Source organism: Agromyces capsici (genome assembly GCF_058349965.1).
Genome location: NZ_JBYRET010000001.1, coordinates 2,525,940 through 2,540,469, shown reverse-complemented (window position 1 = coordinate 2,540,469; position 14,530 = coordinate 2,525,940). Strand labels below are relative to the sequence as shown.

13 protein-coding genes are annotated in these 14,530 nt (G+C 70.9%); 9 read left to right on the top strand and 4 right to left on the bottom strand.

Annotated features, from left to right (window positions below; all coding sequences use genetic code 11):
- Positions 1-9: 9 nt before the first annotated feature.
- Positions 10-1,128, bottom strand: a complete 1,119-nt coding sequence (locus AC3RKB_RS11850) for a mannose-1-phosphate guanylyltransferase (RefSeq protein ID WP_491436345.1) — start codon at positions 1,126-1,128, stop codon at positions 10-12.
- 138 nt (positions 1,129-1,266) lie between these two features.
- On the opposite strand from AC3RKB_RS11850, the gene sdhC reads away from it, so the two are divergent.
- The 8 genes from sdhC (at position 1,267) to AC3RKB_RS11810 (ending at position 8,953) form a co-directional block, all read left to right on the top strand.
- Positions 1,267-1,689 (top strand): succinate dehydrogenase, cytochrome b556 subunit, encoded by a 423-nt coding sequence (gene sdhC / locus AC3RKB_RS11845; RefSeq protein ID WP_491436344.1) that lies wholly within the window; start codon positions 1,267-1,269, stop codon positions 1,687-1,689.
- A gap of 10 nt (positions 1,690-1,699) precedes the next feature.
- Entirely contained in the window at positions 1,700-2,146 is a 447-nt protein-coding gene (locus AC3RKB_RS11840; RefSeq protein WP_491436343.1) for a succinate dehydrogenase hydrophobic membrane anchor subunit, read from the top strand.
- Positions 2,147-2,153: 7 nt separating this feature from the next.
- On the top strand, positions 2,154-3,959 hold the full coding sequence (gene sdhA, locus AC3RKB_RS11835; RefSeq protein ID WP_491436342.1) for a succinate dehydrogenase flavoprotein subunit: 1,806 nt from the start codon (positions 2,154-2,156) through the stop codon (positions 3,957-3,959).
- Between the two features lies 1 nt (position 3,960).
- Positions 3,961-4,728 (top strand): succinate dehydrogenase iron-sulfur subunit, encoded by a 768-nt coding sequence (locus AC3RKB_RS11830; protein ID WP_491436341.1) that lies wholly within the window; start codon positions 3,961-3,963, stop codon positions 4,726-4,728.
- A gap of 132 nt (positions 4,729-4,860) precedes the next feature.
- The gene (locus AC3RKB_RS11825) at positions 4,861-6,243 is read left to right on the top strand and encodes a YihY/virulence factor BrkB family protein (protein WP_491436340.1); all 1,383 of its coding nucleotides are present in this window, start codon (positions 4,861-4,863) and stop codon (positions 6,241-6,243) included.
- A gap of 45 nt (positions 6,244-6,288) precedes the next feature.
- Positions 6,289-7,125, top strand: coding sequence for an exodeoxyribonuclease III (locus tag AC3RKB_RS11820; protein ID WP_491436339.1), 837 nt, complete (start codon positions 6,289-6,291; stop codon positions 7,123-7,125).
- A 23-nt stretch (positions 7,126-7,148) separates the two neighbouring features.
- Positions 7,149-8,159 carry a tryptophan--tRNA ligase gene (gene trpS, locus AC3RKB_RS11815; RefSeq protein WP_491436338.1) on the top strand — a complete coding sequence of 337 codons (1,011 nt, stop codon included), beginning with the start codon at positions 7,149-7,151 and terminating at the stop codon, positions 8,157-8,159.
- Positions 8,156-8,953, top strand: coding sequence for an HAD family hydrolase (locus tag AC3RKB_RS11810; protein ID WP_491436337.1), 798 nt, complete (start codon positions 8,156-8,158; stop codon positions 8,951-8,953). Before trpS ends, AC3RKB_RS11810 begins: the two co-directional genes overlap by 4 nt.
- A gap of 106 nt (positions 8,954-9,059) precedes the next feature.
- Here the strand turns inward: AC3RKB_RS11810 and glpK are convergent, their stop codons facing one another.
- The 3 genes from glpK to AC3RKB_RS11795 form a co-directional block, all read right to left on the bottom strand.
- Complete coding sequence (glpK, locus tag AC3RKB_RS11805; RefSeq protein WP_491436336.1) at positions 9,060-10,574, bottom strand: glycerol kinase GlpK; 1,515 nt, start codon at positions 10,572-10,574, stop codon at positions 9,060-9,062.
- A gap of 68 nt (positions 10,575-10,642) precedes the next feature.
- Positions 10,643-11,401 carry an MIP/aquaporin family protein gene (locus AC3RKB_RS11800; RefSeq protein WP_491436335.1) on the bottom strand — a complete coding sequence of 253 codons (759 nt, stop codon included), beginning with the start codon at positions 11,399-11,401 and terminating at the stop codon, positions 10,643-10,645.
- 230 nt (positions 11,402-11,631) lie between these two features.
- The gene (locus tag AC3RKB_RS11795; protein ID WP_491436334.1) at positions 11,632-13,380 is read right to left on the bottom strand and encodes a glycerol-3-phosphate dehydrogenase/oxidase; all 1,749 of its coding nucleotides are present in this window, start codon (positions 13,378-13,380) and stop codon (positions 11,632-11,634) included.
- 120 nt (positions 13,381-13,500) lie between these two features.
- Between AC3RKB_RS11795 and AC3RKB_RS11790 the strand changes: the two genes are divergently transcribed.
- A complete protein-coding gene (locus AC3RKB_RS11790; RefSeq protein ID WP_491436333.1) occupies positions 13,501-14,514 on the top strand; it encodes a sugar-binding transcriptional regulator in 1,014 nt (337 codons plus the stop codon).
- Positions 14,515-14,530: the final 16 nt, after the last annotated feature.

Here is a 14,530-nt window from a genome sequence, read left to right as displayed (position 1 = left end):
TTCCCGTGCCTAGAGCACGTCGCTGGATCCGCCGAGACGCAGCGCGTCGACGACGGCCTTCACCCGCTGGGCGTGCTCGCTCGTCGTGACGAGCAGCGCGTCCGGCGTGTCCACCACGACGATATCGGTCACGCCGATCAGGCTGATGACCCGCTTCGCGCGGCTGACGACGATGCCGCTCGACGCGTCGGCGAGCACGCGCGCGTTCGGTCCGAGGATGGCCAGCTCGCCCGACCGCCCGGCGGTGTTGAGCTTGGCGAGGGAGGCGAAGTCGCCCACGTCGTCCCACTGGAAGTGTCCGCGCACGACCGCGAGCCGCCCGCGCTCCGCCGCCGGTTCGGCCACCGAGTAGTCGATCGCGATCTTCTCGAGCGTCGGCCAGATGCGGTCGACGGCGGGTCCGCGGGTGGCGGGGTCGTCCCACGCCGCGGCGAGCTCGACGAGCCCGGCATGCAGCTCCGGCTTGGTTCGTGCGAGCTCCTCGAGCAGGCGGTCGGCACGCGCGATGAACATGCCCGCGTTCCAGAGGTGGCGTCCGCCCTCGAGGTAGCGCTTGGCCGTCTCGAGGTCGGGCTTCTCGACGAAGCTGGACACGGCCGAGACGTGCTCGACGCCCGGCACGTGCAGCGGCTCGCCGCACTCGATGTACCCGAACCCGACGGCGGGCTCGGTCGGCGTGATGCCGATCGTCGCGATGTAGCCCTCGTCGGCCGCGGCGACCGCCGCGGTGACGGCCTCGCGGAAGAGGGCCGAGCCGGAGATGACGTGGTCGGCGGCGAACGAGCCGAGGATCACGTCGGGTTCGCGCCGGTGGAGGATCGCGGCAGCGAGTCCGATCGCGGCGGTGGAGTCGCGCGGCTCGCTCTCGAGCACGATGTTCTCGTCGGTCAGCTCGGGCAGCTGCGCTTCGACGGCGGCGCGGTGCGCGCGGCCGGTGACGACCATGATGCGCTGCTCGCCGGAGAGCGGGGCGAGGCGGTCCCACGTGTCGCGCAGCAGCGTCTGCCCCGACCCGGTCAGGTCATGCAGGAACTTCGGTGCATCCGCCCTCGAGAGGGGCCAGAGCCGAGATCCCACGCCGCCGGCGGGGATCACGCTGTAGAAGCGGTCGAGGGGAGTCTGTGCCATCCAGTCAGGATAGCGGTGGCCCACGGCCTCGACACTGCGGCGAACGGAGCACCCTCGCGACCGGGCTAGACTCGGAGCCGGGCCATCGGTCCCGTCACGCCCACAGTCGGGCGACGCACACCGCCAGGAGGGTTGTCCATGTCCGCAACGACGACACGGACCCCGACCGCACCCGAGCAACCGGCGAAGCAGAAGCCGGGCGGCACGCTGTACCGCGGCCGCGAGGGCATGTGGTCGTGGGTGCTGCACCGGATCACCGGGGTCGCGATCTTCTTCTTCCTCCTCGTGCACATCCTCGACACGGCGCTGGTGCGCGTGAGCCCCGAGGCGTACAACGCGGTCATCGGCACCTACCAGACGCCGATCATGGGCCTCGGCGAGGTGGCGCTGGTCGGCGCGATCGTCTTCCACGCCTTCAACGGCCTGCGCATCATCCTGGTCGACTTCTGGTCGTGGGCCACACGCAACCAGAAGGTCCTCTTCTACGTCGTCGTCGTGCTCTGGGTGCTCACCATGCTGGCGTTCACCCCGCGGCACCTGATCAACGTCTTCAGCCACTAGGAGCGCCGAGATGACCGCCATCGACTCCCCGCGCACCCCCGCACGCCCGGCGCCGCGGAAGGGCGTCAACCTCGAGAAGTGGGGCTGGATCTACATGCGCGCCTCGGGCGTGCTGTTGGTCGTGCTCATCTTCGGCCACCTCTACGTCAACCTCATCGACGGCGAGGGCGTGAAGGCCATCGACTTCGGCTTCGTCGCCGGCAAGTGGGCGAGCCCCTTCTGGCAGGTCTGGGACCTCCTGATCCTCTGGCTCGCCCTGATCCACGGCGCCAACGGCATGCGCACCATCGTGAACGACTACACGAGCCCCGGTGCGGTGCAGAAGGTGCTGAAGGGCGCGCTGCTGCTCTCGACGATCGTGCTGCTCGTGCTCGGCACGCTCGTGATCTTCACCTTCGACCCGTGCCCTGCCGGCTCGCCGGCCGAGCTCCTCCCCTCGTTCTGCCCCGCCGCATAGGAGACACGTGACCAGCGAGAACCACGTCGAGACGACGGTCGTCGACGGCGTCCACCACCACCAGTACGACATCGTCATCGTGGGCGCCGGCGGCGCCGGCATGCGTGCGGCGATCGAGGCCGGCCCGGGCGCGAGGACCGCCGTCATCTCCAAGCTCTACCCGACGCGCTCCCACACGGGCGCGGCGCAGGGCGGCATGGCCGCCGCGCTCGCCAACGTCGAGGAGGACAGCTGGGAGTGGCACACCTTCGACACCGTCAAGGGCGGCGACTACCTCGTCGACCAGGATGCGGCCGAGATCCTCGCGAAGGAGGCCATCGACGCGGTCATCGACCTCGAGAACATGGGCCTGCCCTTCAACCGCACCCCCGACGGCAAGATCGACCAGCGGCGCTTCGGCGGCCACACGCGCGACCACGGCAAGGCGCCCGTGCGCCGGGCCTGCTACGCGGCCGACCGCACCGGCCACATGATCCTGCAGACGCTGTTCCAGAACTGCGTCAAGCTCGGCATCGAGTTCTACAACGAGTACTACGCGCTCGACCTCGTGATGACCGAGGTCGACGGCGTTCCGCAGCCGTCGGGAGTGGTCGCGTACGAGCTCGCCACCGGCGAGCTGCACGTCTTCCAGGCCAAGGCGATCATCTTCGCCACGGGCGGCTTCGGCAAGATCTACAAGACCACCTCGAACGCGCACACCCTCACAGGAGACGGCGTCGGCATCATCTGGCGCAAGGGTCTGCCGCTCGAGGACATGGAGTTCTTCCAGTTCCACCCGACCGGCCTCGCGGGCCTGGGCATCCTCCTCACCGAGGGCGCCCGCGGCGAGGGCGCGATCCTCCGCAACGCCTCGGGCGAGCGGTTCATGGAACGCTACGCGCCGACCATCAAGGACCTGGCGCCGCGCGACATCGTCGCCCGGTGCATGGTGCAGGAGGTCGCGGAGGGCCGCGGCGCCGGACCGCACAAGGACTACGTGCTGCTCGACTGCACGCACCTCGGCGCGGAGGTCCTCGAGACGAAGCTGCCCGACATCACCGAGTTCGCGCGCACCTACCTCGGCGTCGACCCCGTGTACGAGCCCGTGCCCGTGATGCCGACCGCGCACTACGCGATGGGCGGCATCCCCACCAACGTGAACGCCGAGGTGCTTCGCGACAACACGACCGTCGTGCCGGGCCTCTACGCCGCCGGCGAGTGCGCGTGCGTGTCGGTGCACGGCTCGAACCGCCTCGGCACGAACTCGCTGCTCGACATCAACGTGTTCGGCAAGCGCGCGGGCCGCAACGCGGTCGAGTACGTCAAGGGCGCCGAGTTCACGCCGCTGCCCGACGACCCGGCCGCGGGCGTGCGCACCCTGCTCGAGACGCTCCGCGACTCCGACGGCACCGAGCGGATCGCCGCGATCCGCAAGGAGCTGCAGGATGAGATGGACAAGGGCGCGCAGGTGTTCCGCACCGACGAGTCGCTCTCCCACGTGGCCTCCGTCATCTCGGGCCTGCGCGAGCGCTACAAGCACGTCGCCGTGCAAGACAAGGGCAAGCGGTTCAACACCGACCTGCTCGAGGCCGTCGAGCTCGGGTTCCTGCTCGACCTCGCCGAGGTCGTCGTCGCGTCGGCCCGCAACCGCGAGGAGAGCCGCGGCGGCCACATGCGCGACGACTTCCCGAACCGCGACGACCAGAAGTACATGCAGCACACGATGGCGTACCTGTCGGGCGACGCGCATTCCACCGATGCGTCCGATCACATCCGGCTCGACTGGAAGCCGGTGACGATCACCCGATACCAGCCCATGGAGAGGAAGTACTGACGTGACGACCGCCACCCTCGAGACGTCGTCGACCGCGACGGCGGACGCCGCCACGCAGTCGTTCACCGTCACCTTCCTGATCCGCCGCTTCGACCCCGACGTCGACACCGAGCCGCGCTGGCAGGACTTCGACGTCGAGATGTACGCGACCGACCGCGTGCTCGACGCGCTGCACAAGATCAAGTGGGAGCAGGACGGCTCGCTGACCTTCCGCCGCTCGTGCGCGCACGGCATCTGCGGCTCCGACGCGATGCGCATCAACGGCCGCAACCGCCTGGCCTGCAAGACCCTGATCAAGGACCTCGACATCTCGAAGCCGATCTACGTCGAGGCGATCAAGGGCCTGCCGCTCGAGAAGGACCTCGTCGTCGACATGGAGCCCTTCTTCGCGAGCTACCGCGAGGTGCAGCCGTTCCTCATCGCGAACTCGACGCCCGAGCAGGGCAAGGAGCGCGTCCAGGATGTCGCCTCGCGCGCCCGCTTCGACGACACCACCAAGTGCATCCTGTGCGCCGCGTGCACCTCGTCGTGCCCGGTGTTCTGGACCGACGGCCAGTACTTCGGTCCGGCCGCGATCGTCAACGCGCACCGGTTCATCTTCGACTCGCGCGACGACGCGGCCAAGGTGCGCCTCGACATCCTCAACGACAAGGAGGGCGTGTGGCGCTGCCGCACCACCTTCAACTGCACCGACGCGTGCCCGCGCGGCATCGAGGTGACCAAGGCGATCGCCGAGGTCAAGCAGGCGATCCTGCGCGGCACTCCCTGAGGCTTTTCCATCGGGGGTTCGGAGGGGTCGGCGCGCATCGCGCCGGCCCCTCCGTCGTCGTGCGCCGGAGCGCCGGCGCCGCGGGCCGTCCGCCTCGCCGCCGCCGTGGCGTCCGCTCGCTAGTGTGAGCGTGTGAGCGAACGCGATCGGGGGCGCGGGAACGGCGAGGCCGCCGACCCGGGCGCGCCTCCGGCGTCCGGGGCGGCCGGGGCACCCGAGGCACCCGAGCCGGGCAGGGCGCGGCCCACCCCCGCCGAGGTCGCCGAGAGCATGCGCGAGCGCTTCGACGAGCCGATCGCGAAGGTCGAGGACCTCACCCGTCGCACCATGGCGCTGTTCCCGGTCCGCGTCTGGCGGCACTTCCTGGCGCGGAACGGGTTCCTCCTGACCGCGGGCATGAGCTACCAGTCGCTGTTCGCCGTCTTCGCAGCGATCTACATCGTGTTCGCGGTCGCCGGCCTGTGGCTGCTCGGCGACGAGGAGACCCTCCAGGCCCTGATCCTGCTGATCAACACCTACGCCCCCGGACTCGTGGGCGAGAACGGCGTGATCACGCCCGAGGCGCTCGAGGAGGCGGCGACGGCGAGCACGAGCCTGTTCGGCTGGACGGGCGCGGTCGCGCTCGGCGGCCTGATCTGGACGGCGATCGGCTGGGTGACGTACACGCGGATGGCGGTCCGCAGCACCTTCGGCCTGCCGAAGGACGATCGCGCGTACTTCTACCTGAAGGGCCGCGACTTCCTCGCGGCGGCCATGTTCGGACTCGCCATCCTGATCGCGGCCATCCTCTCGATCGTCGCCACGGGCTTCCTCGACTGGGTGTTCAACCTGTTCGGCATCGACCTCACCGCGGAGTCGCCCGTGGTCGGCGCGACCCTGCAGATCGGGGCGCTCGTCGTCGTCTTCGTGATCGACACGCTCGCCCTCGCCGTCATGTTCCGGTTCCTCTCGGGCGCCGAGATGCCGTGGCGGCGGATGTGGACGGGCTCGCTGCTCGGCTCGGCCGCGCTCAGCGTGCTCCAGCTCGCGGGCGGCTGGGTGCTCTCGTGGGCCGGCGGGAACCCCCTCCTCGCGACCTTCACGGTCATCGTGGCGCTGCTGCTGTGGTTCCGGATCGCGAGCATCATCATCCTCGTCGCCGCAGCCTGGATCGCCGTCGAGGCCGCGGACCGGAACGAGTCGATGCGGCGCGTCACCGCGGAGCAGCTCGAGGCCGAGCGGCGGATGCGGGAGTACGAGGCGCTCGAGACCGCCGCGATCGTCAAGCTGCGCCGTGCGACGTCCGAGCTGGCCGAGGCGCGGTGGTACGAGCGCACGCTGGCGGGACGCCGGGTCGCCCGGGCACGACGGGAGCTCGACGACCTGCGGGCGTCCGCTCCGCCTCCGCCGGCGGCGCGACCGCACGCATGGCTGGGCAACGGCAACGGCAACGGAACCGGCACGGTCAGGAGCGACGGCAAGGCCAAGGGCAGGGGCACGGGCGACGGCGGGGCGAACGGCGCCGCCAAGCGCTGACCCGGCCGCACGGCGACGTCGGAGGGCTCGCCTAGGATCGAAGGCATGCCCTCGACCTCCCCGCTCCGCGTCGTCAGTGCCAACGTGAACGGGGTCCGGGCGGCGTTCCGCCGCGGCATGGGCGACTGGCTCGCCTCGCGCGACGTCGACATCCTCGCCATGCAGGAGGTGCGCGCGTCGACCGACGACCTGGCGGCCCTCCTCGGCGACGAGTGGAGCATCGTCCACGATCCCGCGACCGCAGCGGGCCGTGCGGGCGTGGCGCTCGCGAGCCGCGCCGACGCGCAGATCCACCGCGTCGAGCTCGGCACCGGCGACCACGACACCGCCGGCCGTTGGCTCGAGGCCGACTACGAGGTCGGCGGGCGCATCGTCACGGTGGTGAGCTGCTACGTGCCCTCGGGCGAGGCCGACTCCCCCAAGCAGGTCGAGAAGTACCGGTTCCTCGATGCGATGAGCGAGCGGATGGCGCAGCTCGCCGAACACGAGCTGGCCGTGGTGGTGGGCGACCTGAACGTCGGCCACCGCACGCTCGACATCAAGAACTGGAAGGGCAACCTCAAGCGCGCCGGGTTCCTGCCCGAGGAGCGCGACTACTTCGACCGCTTCATGGGGGCCGAGGGCGACGAGCGGTACAACGCCGGCGCCGGGCTCGGTTGGGTCGATGTGGGCCGGCGGGTCGCGGGCGACGTGCCCGGCCCCTACACGTGGTGGTCGTGGCGCGGCAAGGCATTCGACAACGACAGCGGTTGGCGCATCGACTACCAGCTCGCGACGCCGAAGCTGGCCGAGACGGTCGTCTCGTACACGGTCGACCGTGCCGACGCCTACGACGAGCGATGGTCCGACCATGCGCCCGTCGTCGTCGATTACGCCATCTGAACCCTCAAGGACCTGATCTCAGCATGAACACCGCACGCCCCGTCGTCTTCTCCGGCATGCAGCCGTCGGGCGACTCGCTCCACCTCGGCAACTACCTCGGCGCCCTCGTCAACTGGGTCGCCCTGCAGGAGGATCACGACCCGATCTACTGCGTCGTCGACCTGCACGCCATCACCGTCCCGCAGGAGCCGTCCGCGCTCCGCGATGCCACGCGCCGCACGGCCGCGCAGTACCTCGCGGCGGGGGTCGACCCCGAGCGCTCCACGCTCTTCGTGCAGTCGCACGTGCTGGCGCACACCGAGCTCGCCTGGGTGCTGGGATCGATCACCGGCTTCGGCGAGGCGAGCCGCATGACGCAGTTCAAGGACAAGTCGTCGCGGTACGGCACCGAGGGCACCACGGTCGGCCTCTTCACCTACCCGGTGCTGATGGCCGCCGACATCCTGCTCTACGGCACGCACCTCGTGCCGGTCGGCGACGACCAGCGGCAGCACCTCGAGCTCACGCGCGACCTCGCCGGGCGCTTCAACTCGCGCTTCGGCGAGACGCTCGTGGTCCCCGAGGCGCTCATCCCGAAGGAGTCCGCGCGCATCTACGACCTGCAGGATCCGACCGCGAAGATGTCGAAGTCGGCGTCCAGCCCGACCGGCCTGGTCAACCTGATGGACGACCCGAAGCTCATCGCGAAGAAGATCAAGAGCGCCGTGACCGACACCGAGCGCGAGATCCGGTACGACCCGCAGGCCAAGCCCGGCATCGCGAACCTGCTCGACATCTACGCGACCGTCTCCGGGCGCACCATCCCGGAGCTCGAGGCCGAGTACGACGGGCGCGGGTACGGCGACCTCAAGAAAGACCTGGCCGAGGCGGTCGTCGAGCGCGTCGCCCCGATCCGCGAGCGCACGCTCGAGCTCATGGAGGACCCGGCCGAGCTCGATCGGCTGCTCGCGATCGGCGCCGACAAGGCGTCCGAGCGTGCGGAGCGCACGCTCGCGACGGTGTACGAGCGCGTCGGGTTCCTGCGCCGCCGGTGAGCGCCGCGGGTTCCGGGCCCACCGGCCGCGAGGCGGCCGGTGGGCGCCCGGTGGTGCTGTTCGACCTCGACGACACCCTCATGGCGCACCGCGAGGCGGTCGCGACGGGCATCGTGCTCCACCTGCGCGAGCGCGGCTACGATGCCGATCTCGCGGCAGCGCAGCGGCTCTGGCACGAGCTCGAGGAGCGCCACTACCACGCGTACCTCGCCGGTGAGCTGACGTTCGAGGAGCAGCGGCGGGCGCGGGCCGCGGAGTTCGCGCTCGCGCACGGCGAGGCGCTCGACGACGAGGCGGCGGGCGCGTGGTTCGCCCGTTACTTCGAGCGGTACCGCGCGTCGTGGACGCTGCACGGCGACGTCGGGCCGGCGTTCGACGCGCTCGAGGCGGCGCTGCCGGGCGTGCGGCTCGGCATCATCACGAACGGCGAGGAGGAGTTCCAGCTCGCCAAGCTGGTGCGGCTCGGGCTCGAGGTCGGGCACCCGGGGCGCATCGAGCACCTGGTCGCCTCGGGGTCCGAGGGCGTGACCAAGCCCGACGCGCGCATCTTCGAGGCCGCGCTCGCGCGCTTCGCCGCCGCGGCCCCGGTCTCCGGGGCGGCCTACGTGGGCGACCGGCTGCGCACCGACGCGATCGGCGCGGCACGGGCCGGGCTCGTCGGCGTCTGGCTCAACCGGTCGGGCGAGCGGCCCGCAGGCGACGACGCGACGGATGCCGCGGCAGCGGGCGTGCACGAGATCCGCACGCTCGCCGAGCTGCCGCCCCTGCTCGCGGAACGGTTCGCGCTCGCGTAGGCAGCTGTGCGGGTCGAGGAGCCGCGCAGCGGCGTCTCGAGACCTCGTCGGCCGGACAGGCCGGTCTCGAGACGCGGGCTGCGCCCGCTCCTCGACCCGCAGGACACTATCGAACGTCGTCGTCGACCCAGTCGAGGGTCTTCGTGACGGCCTTCTTCCAGTTGCGCATGAGGCGAGCCTGCTCGGCGTCGTCCATCGACGGCTCCCAGCGGCGGTCCTCCTGCCAGTTCGCGGCGAGCTCGTCGAGGCTCCCCCAGAACCCGACGGCGAGCCCGGCCGCGTAGGCGGCGCCGAGCGCGGTCGTCTCCGCGACCACGGGGCGCACGACGGGCACCCCGAGGATGTCGGCCTGGAACTGGAGCAGGGTGTCGTTCGCCGTCGCCCCGCCGTCGACGCGCAGCTCGGTGAGGTCGATCCCCGCATCGGCGTTCACGGCGTCCACGACGTCGCGCGTCTGGAACGCGATCGCCTCCAGTGCCGCCCGCGCGATGTGGCCCTTGTGCACGTAGCGGGTCAGGCCCACGAGCGCGCCGCGCGCGTCCGGACGCCAGTACGGGGCGAAGAGCCCCGAGAACGCCGGCACGAAGTACGCGCCGCCGTTGTCCTCGACGGACTTCGCGAGCTCCTCGACCTCGGCGGCCGACGAGATGAGGCCGAGGTTGTCGCGCAGCCACTGGATGAGCGACCCGGTCACGGCGATCGAGCCCTCGAGGGCGTAGTGCACGGGCTGGTCGCCGAGCTTGTAGCCGACGGTGGTGAGCAGGCCGTTCTTCGAGTGGACGATCTCCTCGCCCGTGTTGAAGATCAGGAAGTTGCCCGTGCCGTAGGTGTTCTTGGCCTCGCCGGCGTCGAAGGCGGCCTGCCCGAACGTGGCGGCCTGCTGGTCGCCGAGGATGCCGGCGATGGGCGTCTCGCGCAGCAGCGAGTGCTCGTTCGCGACGCCGTAGATCTCCGACGACGACCGGATCTCGGGCAGCATCGAGCGCGGCACCCCGAACGCGGCGAGGATCTCGTCGTCCCACTGGAGCGTCGCGAGGTCCATGAACATCGTGCGGCTCGCGTTCGTGACATCCGTCGCGTGCACGCCGCCCTCGACGCCGCCGGTCAGGTTCCAGAGCACCCATGTGTCGGTGGTGCCGAACAGCAGGTCGCCGGCCTCGGCCTTCTCGCGCGCGCCGGGCACGTTCTCGAGGATCCAGACGATCTTGGTGCCCGAGAAGTAGGTGGCGAGCGGCAGGCCCACCTTCGCCTTGAAGCGCTCGACGCCGCCGTCGGCCGCGAGGCGGTCGACGATGGGCTGGGTGCGGGTGTCCTGCCAGACGATCGCGTTGTAGACGGGCTCACCCGTGGTGCGGTCCCACACCACGGCGGTCTCGCGCTGGTTGGTGATGCCGACCGCGGCGATGTCGTGCCGGGTGAGGTTCGCCTTGCCGAGGGCCTGGCCGATCACCTCACCGGTGTTGCGCCAGATCTCGGCGGGGTCGTGCTCGACCCAGCCGGCCTTGGGGAAGATCTGCTCGTGTTCGAGCTGCCCGGTCGAGACGATCGATCCGGCCGTGTCGAAGATGATCGCGCGCGACGAGGTCGTGCCCTGGTCGATCGCGAGGACGTAGTCAGCCATCTGAGAACTCCGTTGCTGTCAGTGAATGAGTTGGGGGTGAGGGTGAGGGGTGGGCGGATGCCGCGGCGTCAGCCGAGCAGCGGCAGCAGCGGGATCGCGGCCCAGCCGGCGAGCACGCCGCCGATGATCGGTCCGACGACGGGCACCCACGAGTAGGCCCAGTCGCTGCCGCCCTTGCCCGCGATGGGCAGGATGGCGTGCGCGATGCGCGGGCCGAGGTCGCGGGCCGGGTTGATCGCGTAGCCGGTGGGTCCACCGAGCGAGGCGCCGATGCCGACGACGAGGAGTGCCACGGGCAGCGCGCCGAGTGCGGCGAGGCCGGAGGCGTCGCCGTTGCGGCCGAAGCCGATGACGACGAAGACGAGCACGAACGTGCCGATGACCTCGGTGACGAGGTTCCAGCCGTACGACCGGATGGCGGGGCCGGTCGAGAACACGCCGAGCTTGTTGGCGGGCTCGGGCTCGGCGTCGAAGTGCTGCTTGTACGCGAGCCACGCGCCGACCGCGCCGAGGAAGGCGCCGAGCAGCTGCGCGGCGATGTACGTGAGCACCGAGACCACGTCGACCGGCACGCCCTGGCCGAACTCCGTCGCCCCGTTGGCGACGAGTCCGAGGGTGACGGCGGGGTTGAGATGCGCGCCTGAGGCGTACGCGACGATGACGCCGGCGAAGACCGCGAGGCCCCAGCCGAAGTTCACCATCAGGAAGCCGCCGCCGTGCCCCTTGTTCTTCGCGAGCGCGACGTTGGCGACCACGCCGCAGCCGAGCAGCACGAGCATGGCCGTGCCGACGAGTTCCGAGAGGAAATCGACACCGAGATTGTCCACGTTGACCTTCTTTCGTTGAAGCCGGGATGCCGCGTCCGGGCGTCCCGAGGGAGGGGCCGAGCCTCGCGGCCCCGATGAAACGTACCCGCGGGATCCACCGGAAGACGGCGGTCCGGCGTGCACGTGTGTGCAGATCCTGTGCGGGTCGAGGAGCGCCGCAGGCGCGTCTCGAGACCGGTTCATGGGTCTCGAGACGCCGCTTCGCGGCTCCTCGACCCGCACAGGGTGCGCTAGCGGGTCATCGACACCTGGCCGAGCACCACCCCGTGGCGCTCGGCGAGCACGCGACGCGTGGCCTCGATCTCGGCGCGGCGCGACGCGGCATCCCACCCGAGCTCGTCGCCGACGACCTCGGCGAGCTCGTCGAGCAGCAGCGGCGTGAGCGCGCCGGTGAAGGCGAGGCTCGTGCGTCGGAACACGAGGTCGGCGAGGTGAACGACCCGCTCGTTCCGGGCGAGCCACGCGATCTCCTCGCGGCTGTACCCGTCGTGCCCCGCGAGCGGCGTCTCGGGGCCGCCCTCGACGGCCTCGATGAACGCCTCGGCGCGCGTGCCGTACCGCTCGAGGAGCGCGTCGGCCCGCTCGCGACCGACGCCGTCGCCGTGCCCGACGACCCACACGAGCCGGGAGTCATCCGTCGTGGGGTACCCCGCGCCGCCGCCGATGGGCAGGCCCTTCGTGGAGCGCACGCGCGTGCGGCCGACGAGCTCGAGCACCTCGTCGGCCAGGTGTTCGGCGAGGGCGCGGAAGGTGGTCCACTTGCCCCCGACGAGGCTCAGCATCGTCGTACCGGGGCGCTCCGCGACATCCGACCGCTCGATGCGGTAGTCGCGGCTGACGAACCCGGGCTGGGTGTCGTCGTGGCGCGGCAGCGGGCGCACGCCCGAGAAGCGGTAGACGATCTGCGAGCGGTCGACCGCGATGCCTGGGAAAACGTGCGCGACGAGGTCGAAGAAGTAGTCGACCTCCGCCTCGGTGCACACCGCGGGCTCGCGCATGTCGTGCTCGAGGTCGGTCGTGCCGACCATGACCCGGCCCTTGAGCGGGTAGATGAGCACGATGCGGCCGTCCTCGTGCTCGAAGAAGATCTCGCGACCGCCGGTCGCCTCGAGGAGCTCGGGGTGGTCGAGCACGATGTGCGAACCCTTGGTGCCGCCCATGAAGCGGGTCTCGCGGCCGAGCTGCGCGTTGGTGAGGTCGGTCCACGGGCCCGAGGTGTTGACGACGACGTCGGCGGCAAGGTCGAACTCGTCGCCCGTGACGGCGTCGCGCACGCGCACGCCGTGCGGCCCGAAGCCCACGGCCTCGAGGTGGTTGGCGGCGCGCGCGTGCGGGCCGGCGGCGAGCCCGTCGAACAGCACGTCGAGCGCGAGTCGCTCGGGGTCGTGCATGCTCGCGTCGTAGTACGTCGCGGTGTACTTCAGGCCCGGGTTCAGTGCGGGCAACTCCGCGTGGGACTTCTTCGCGCCGAGGAACCGGTGCCGCGGCACGCTGCCGCCGTCGCGCGAGAACGCGTCGTAGATCGTCAGGCCGGCCTTGATGAGCGCTGCGCCGCGCTCGGTGGGCCGGCCCTGCTTGTGCGTGAGGAACCGCAGCGGCGCCGAGAGGATGCCGGAGAACGTCGAGTAGATCGGCACGGTCGTGCGCAGCGGCTTGACGTAGTGCGGCGCGATCCGCAGCAGCCCGTTGCGCTCCTGCACCGACTCCTGCACGAGGCGGAACTCGCCGTTCTCGAGGTACCGGATGCCGCCGTGGATCATGTGGCTCGAGGCGGCCGAGGCGCCCGAGACGAAGTCGTCGCGCTCGACGAGCACGACGTCGACGCCCTGCAGGGCGAGGTCGCGGAACGTGGCGATGCCGTTGATGCCGCCGCCGATGATCACGACCTCGGCGGTGGGTCGGGCGCGCAGCGCCGACACCTCGGCACGGGCGCGGGGCGCGGGCTGCGGGCGGGTCGTCGTCGACGTGGTGGGCGACATCGCTGTCCTTTCGAGCTTCGGTCACGCCGGCTTGCGGAGGCGGGCCGGCTGTGGATGAATACATCGTGAGTGATGGTGAACTTCCTTTCAACCTGATTGAACGAACGTGCAAGGGGGCCGATGATGACGGTGACGGATGCCGCGGGGCCGGCGATCGACGGCGAGCTGCCCTCGGGCAAGACCCGCGATGCGCTGCGCGCGGCGCACCTGTACTACCTGCAGGACCTCACGATGGACGCCATCGCGAAGGAGCTGCACACCTCGCGATCCTCGGTCTCGCGCCTGTTGAGCCACGCGAGGGCGACCGGGCTCGTCGAGATCTCCATCCACTCGCCGCTCGACCTGCCGAGCCGGCTCGAGCAGGAGATCCTCGAGCGGCACGAGGTCTCGGCGCACGTCGTGCCCGTGCCCGACCACGCGAGCGACGTCGACCGGCTCGAGCGCGTCGCGCTCTCGGCTGCACGGATTCTCAGCCGGTTCATCGACTCGAACCAGACCATCGGCGTCGCGTGGGGCTCCACCATGAGCGCCATGAGCCGGCACCTCGCCCCGAAGGCGACGCACAACTCCGAGATCGTGCAGCTCAACGGCGCCGGCAACCTCCGCACGACCGGCATCCTCTACGCCTCCGAACTACTGCGCCGCTTCGGCGACGCGTTCGGGGCGCGGGTGCAGCAGTTCCCGGTGCCGGCGTTCTTCGACGACCCCGCCACCAAGGAGGCGTTCTGGCGCGAGCGCAGCACGCGGCGCCTGCTCGACCTCCAGGCGGCGATGGATGTCGCGATCTTCGGCATCGGCTCGCCGTTCGCCGAGGTGCCGAGCCACGTCTACCAGGGCGGCTACCTCGAGCGCGCCGACTATCAGGCGCTCTCGCGCGACGGCGTCGTGGGCGACGTCGCGACGGTCTTCTACCGGGCGGATGGCTCGACCGACGGTATCGCGATGAACGCGCGCGGCACGGGTCCCGACTTCGCGACACTGCGGCGCGCACCCCGCCGCATCTGCGTGGTCTCGGGCCGCGCCAAGCTGCCGAGCCTGACCGGCGCGCTCGCGGCCGGGCTCATCACGGACCTCATCGTCGACGAGGGCACGGCGCGCGGCCTGGTCGAGGAGACGGCCGCGCCGGTCGAGTAGCACCGGCCGGAGGCCG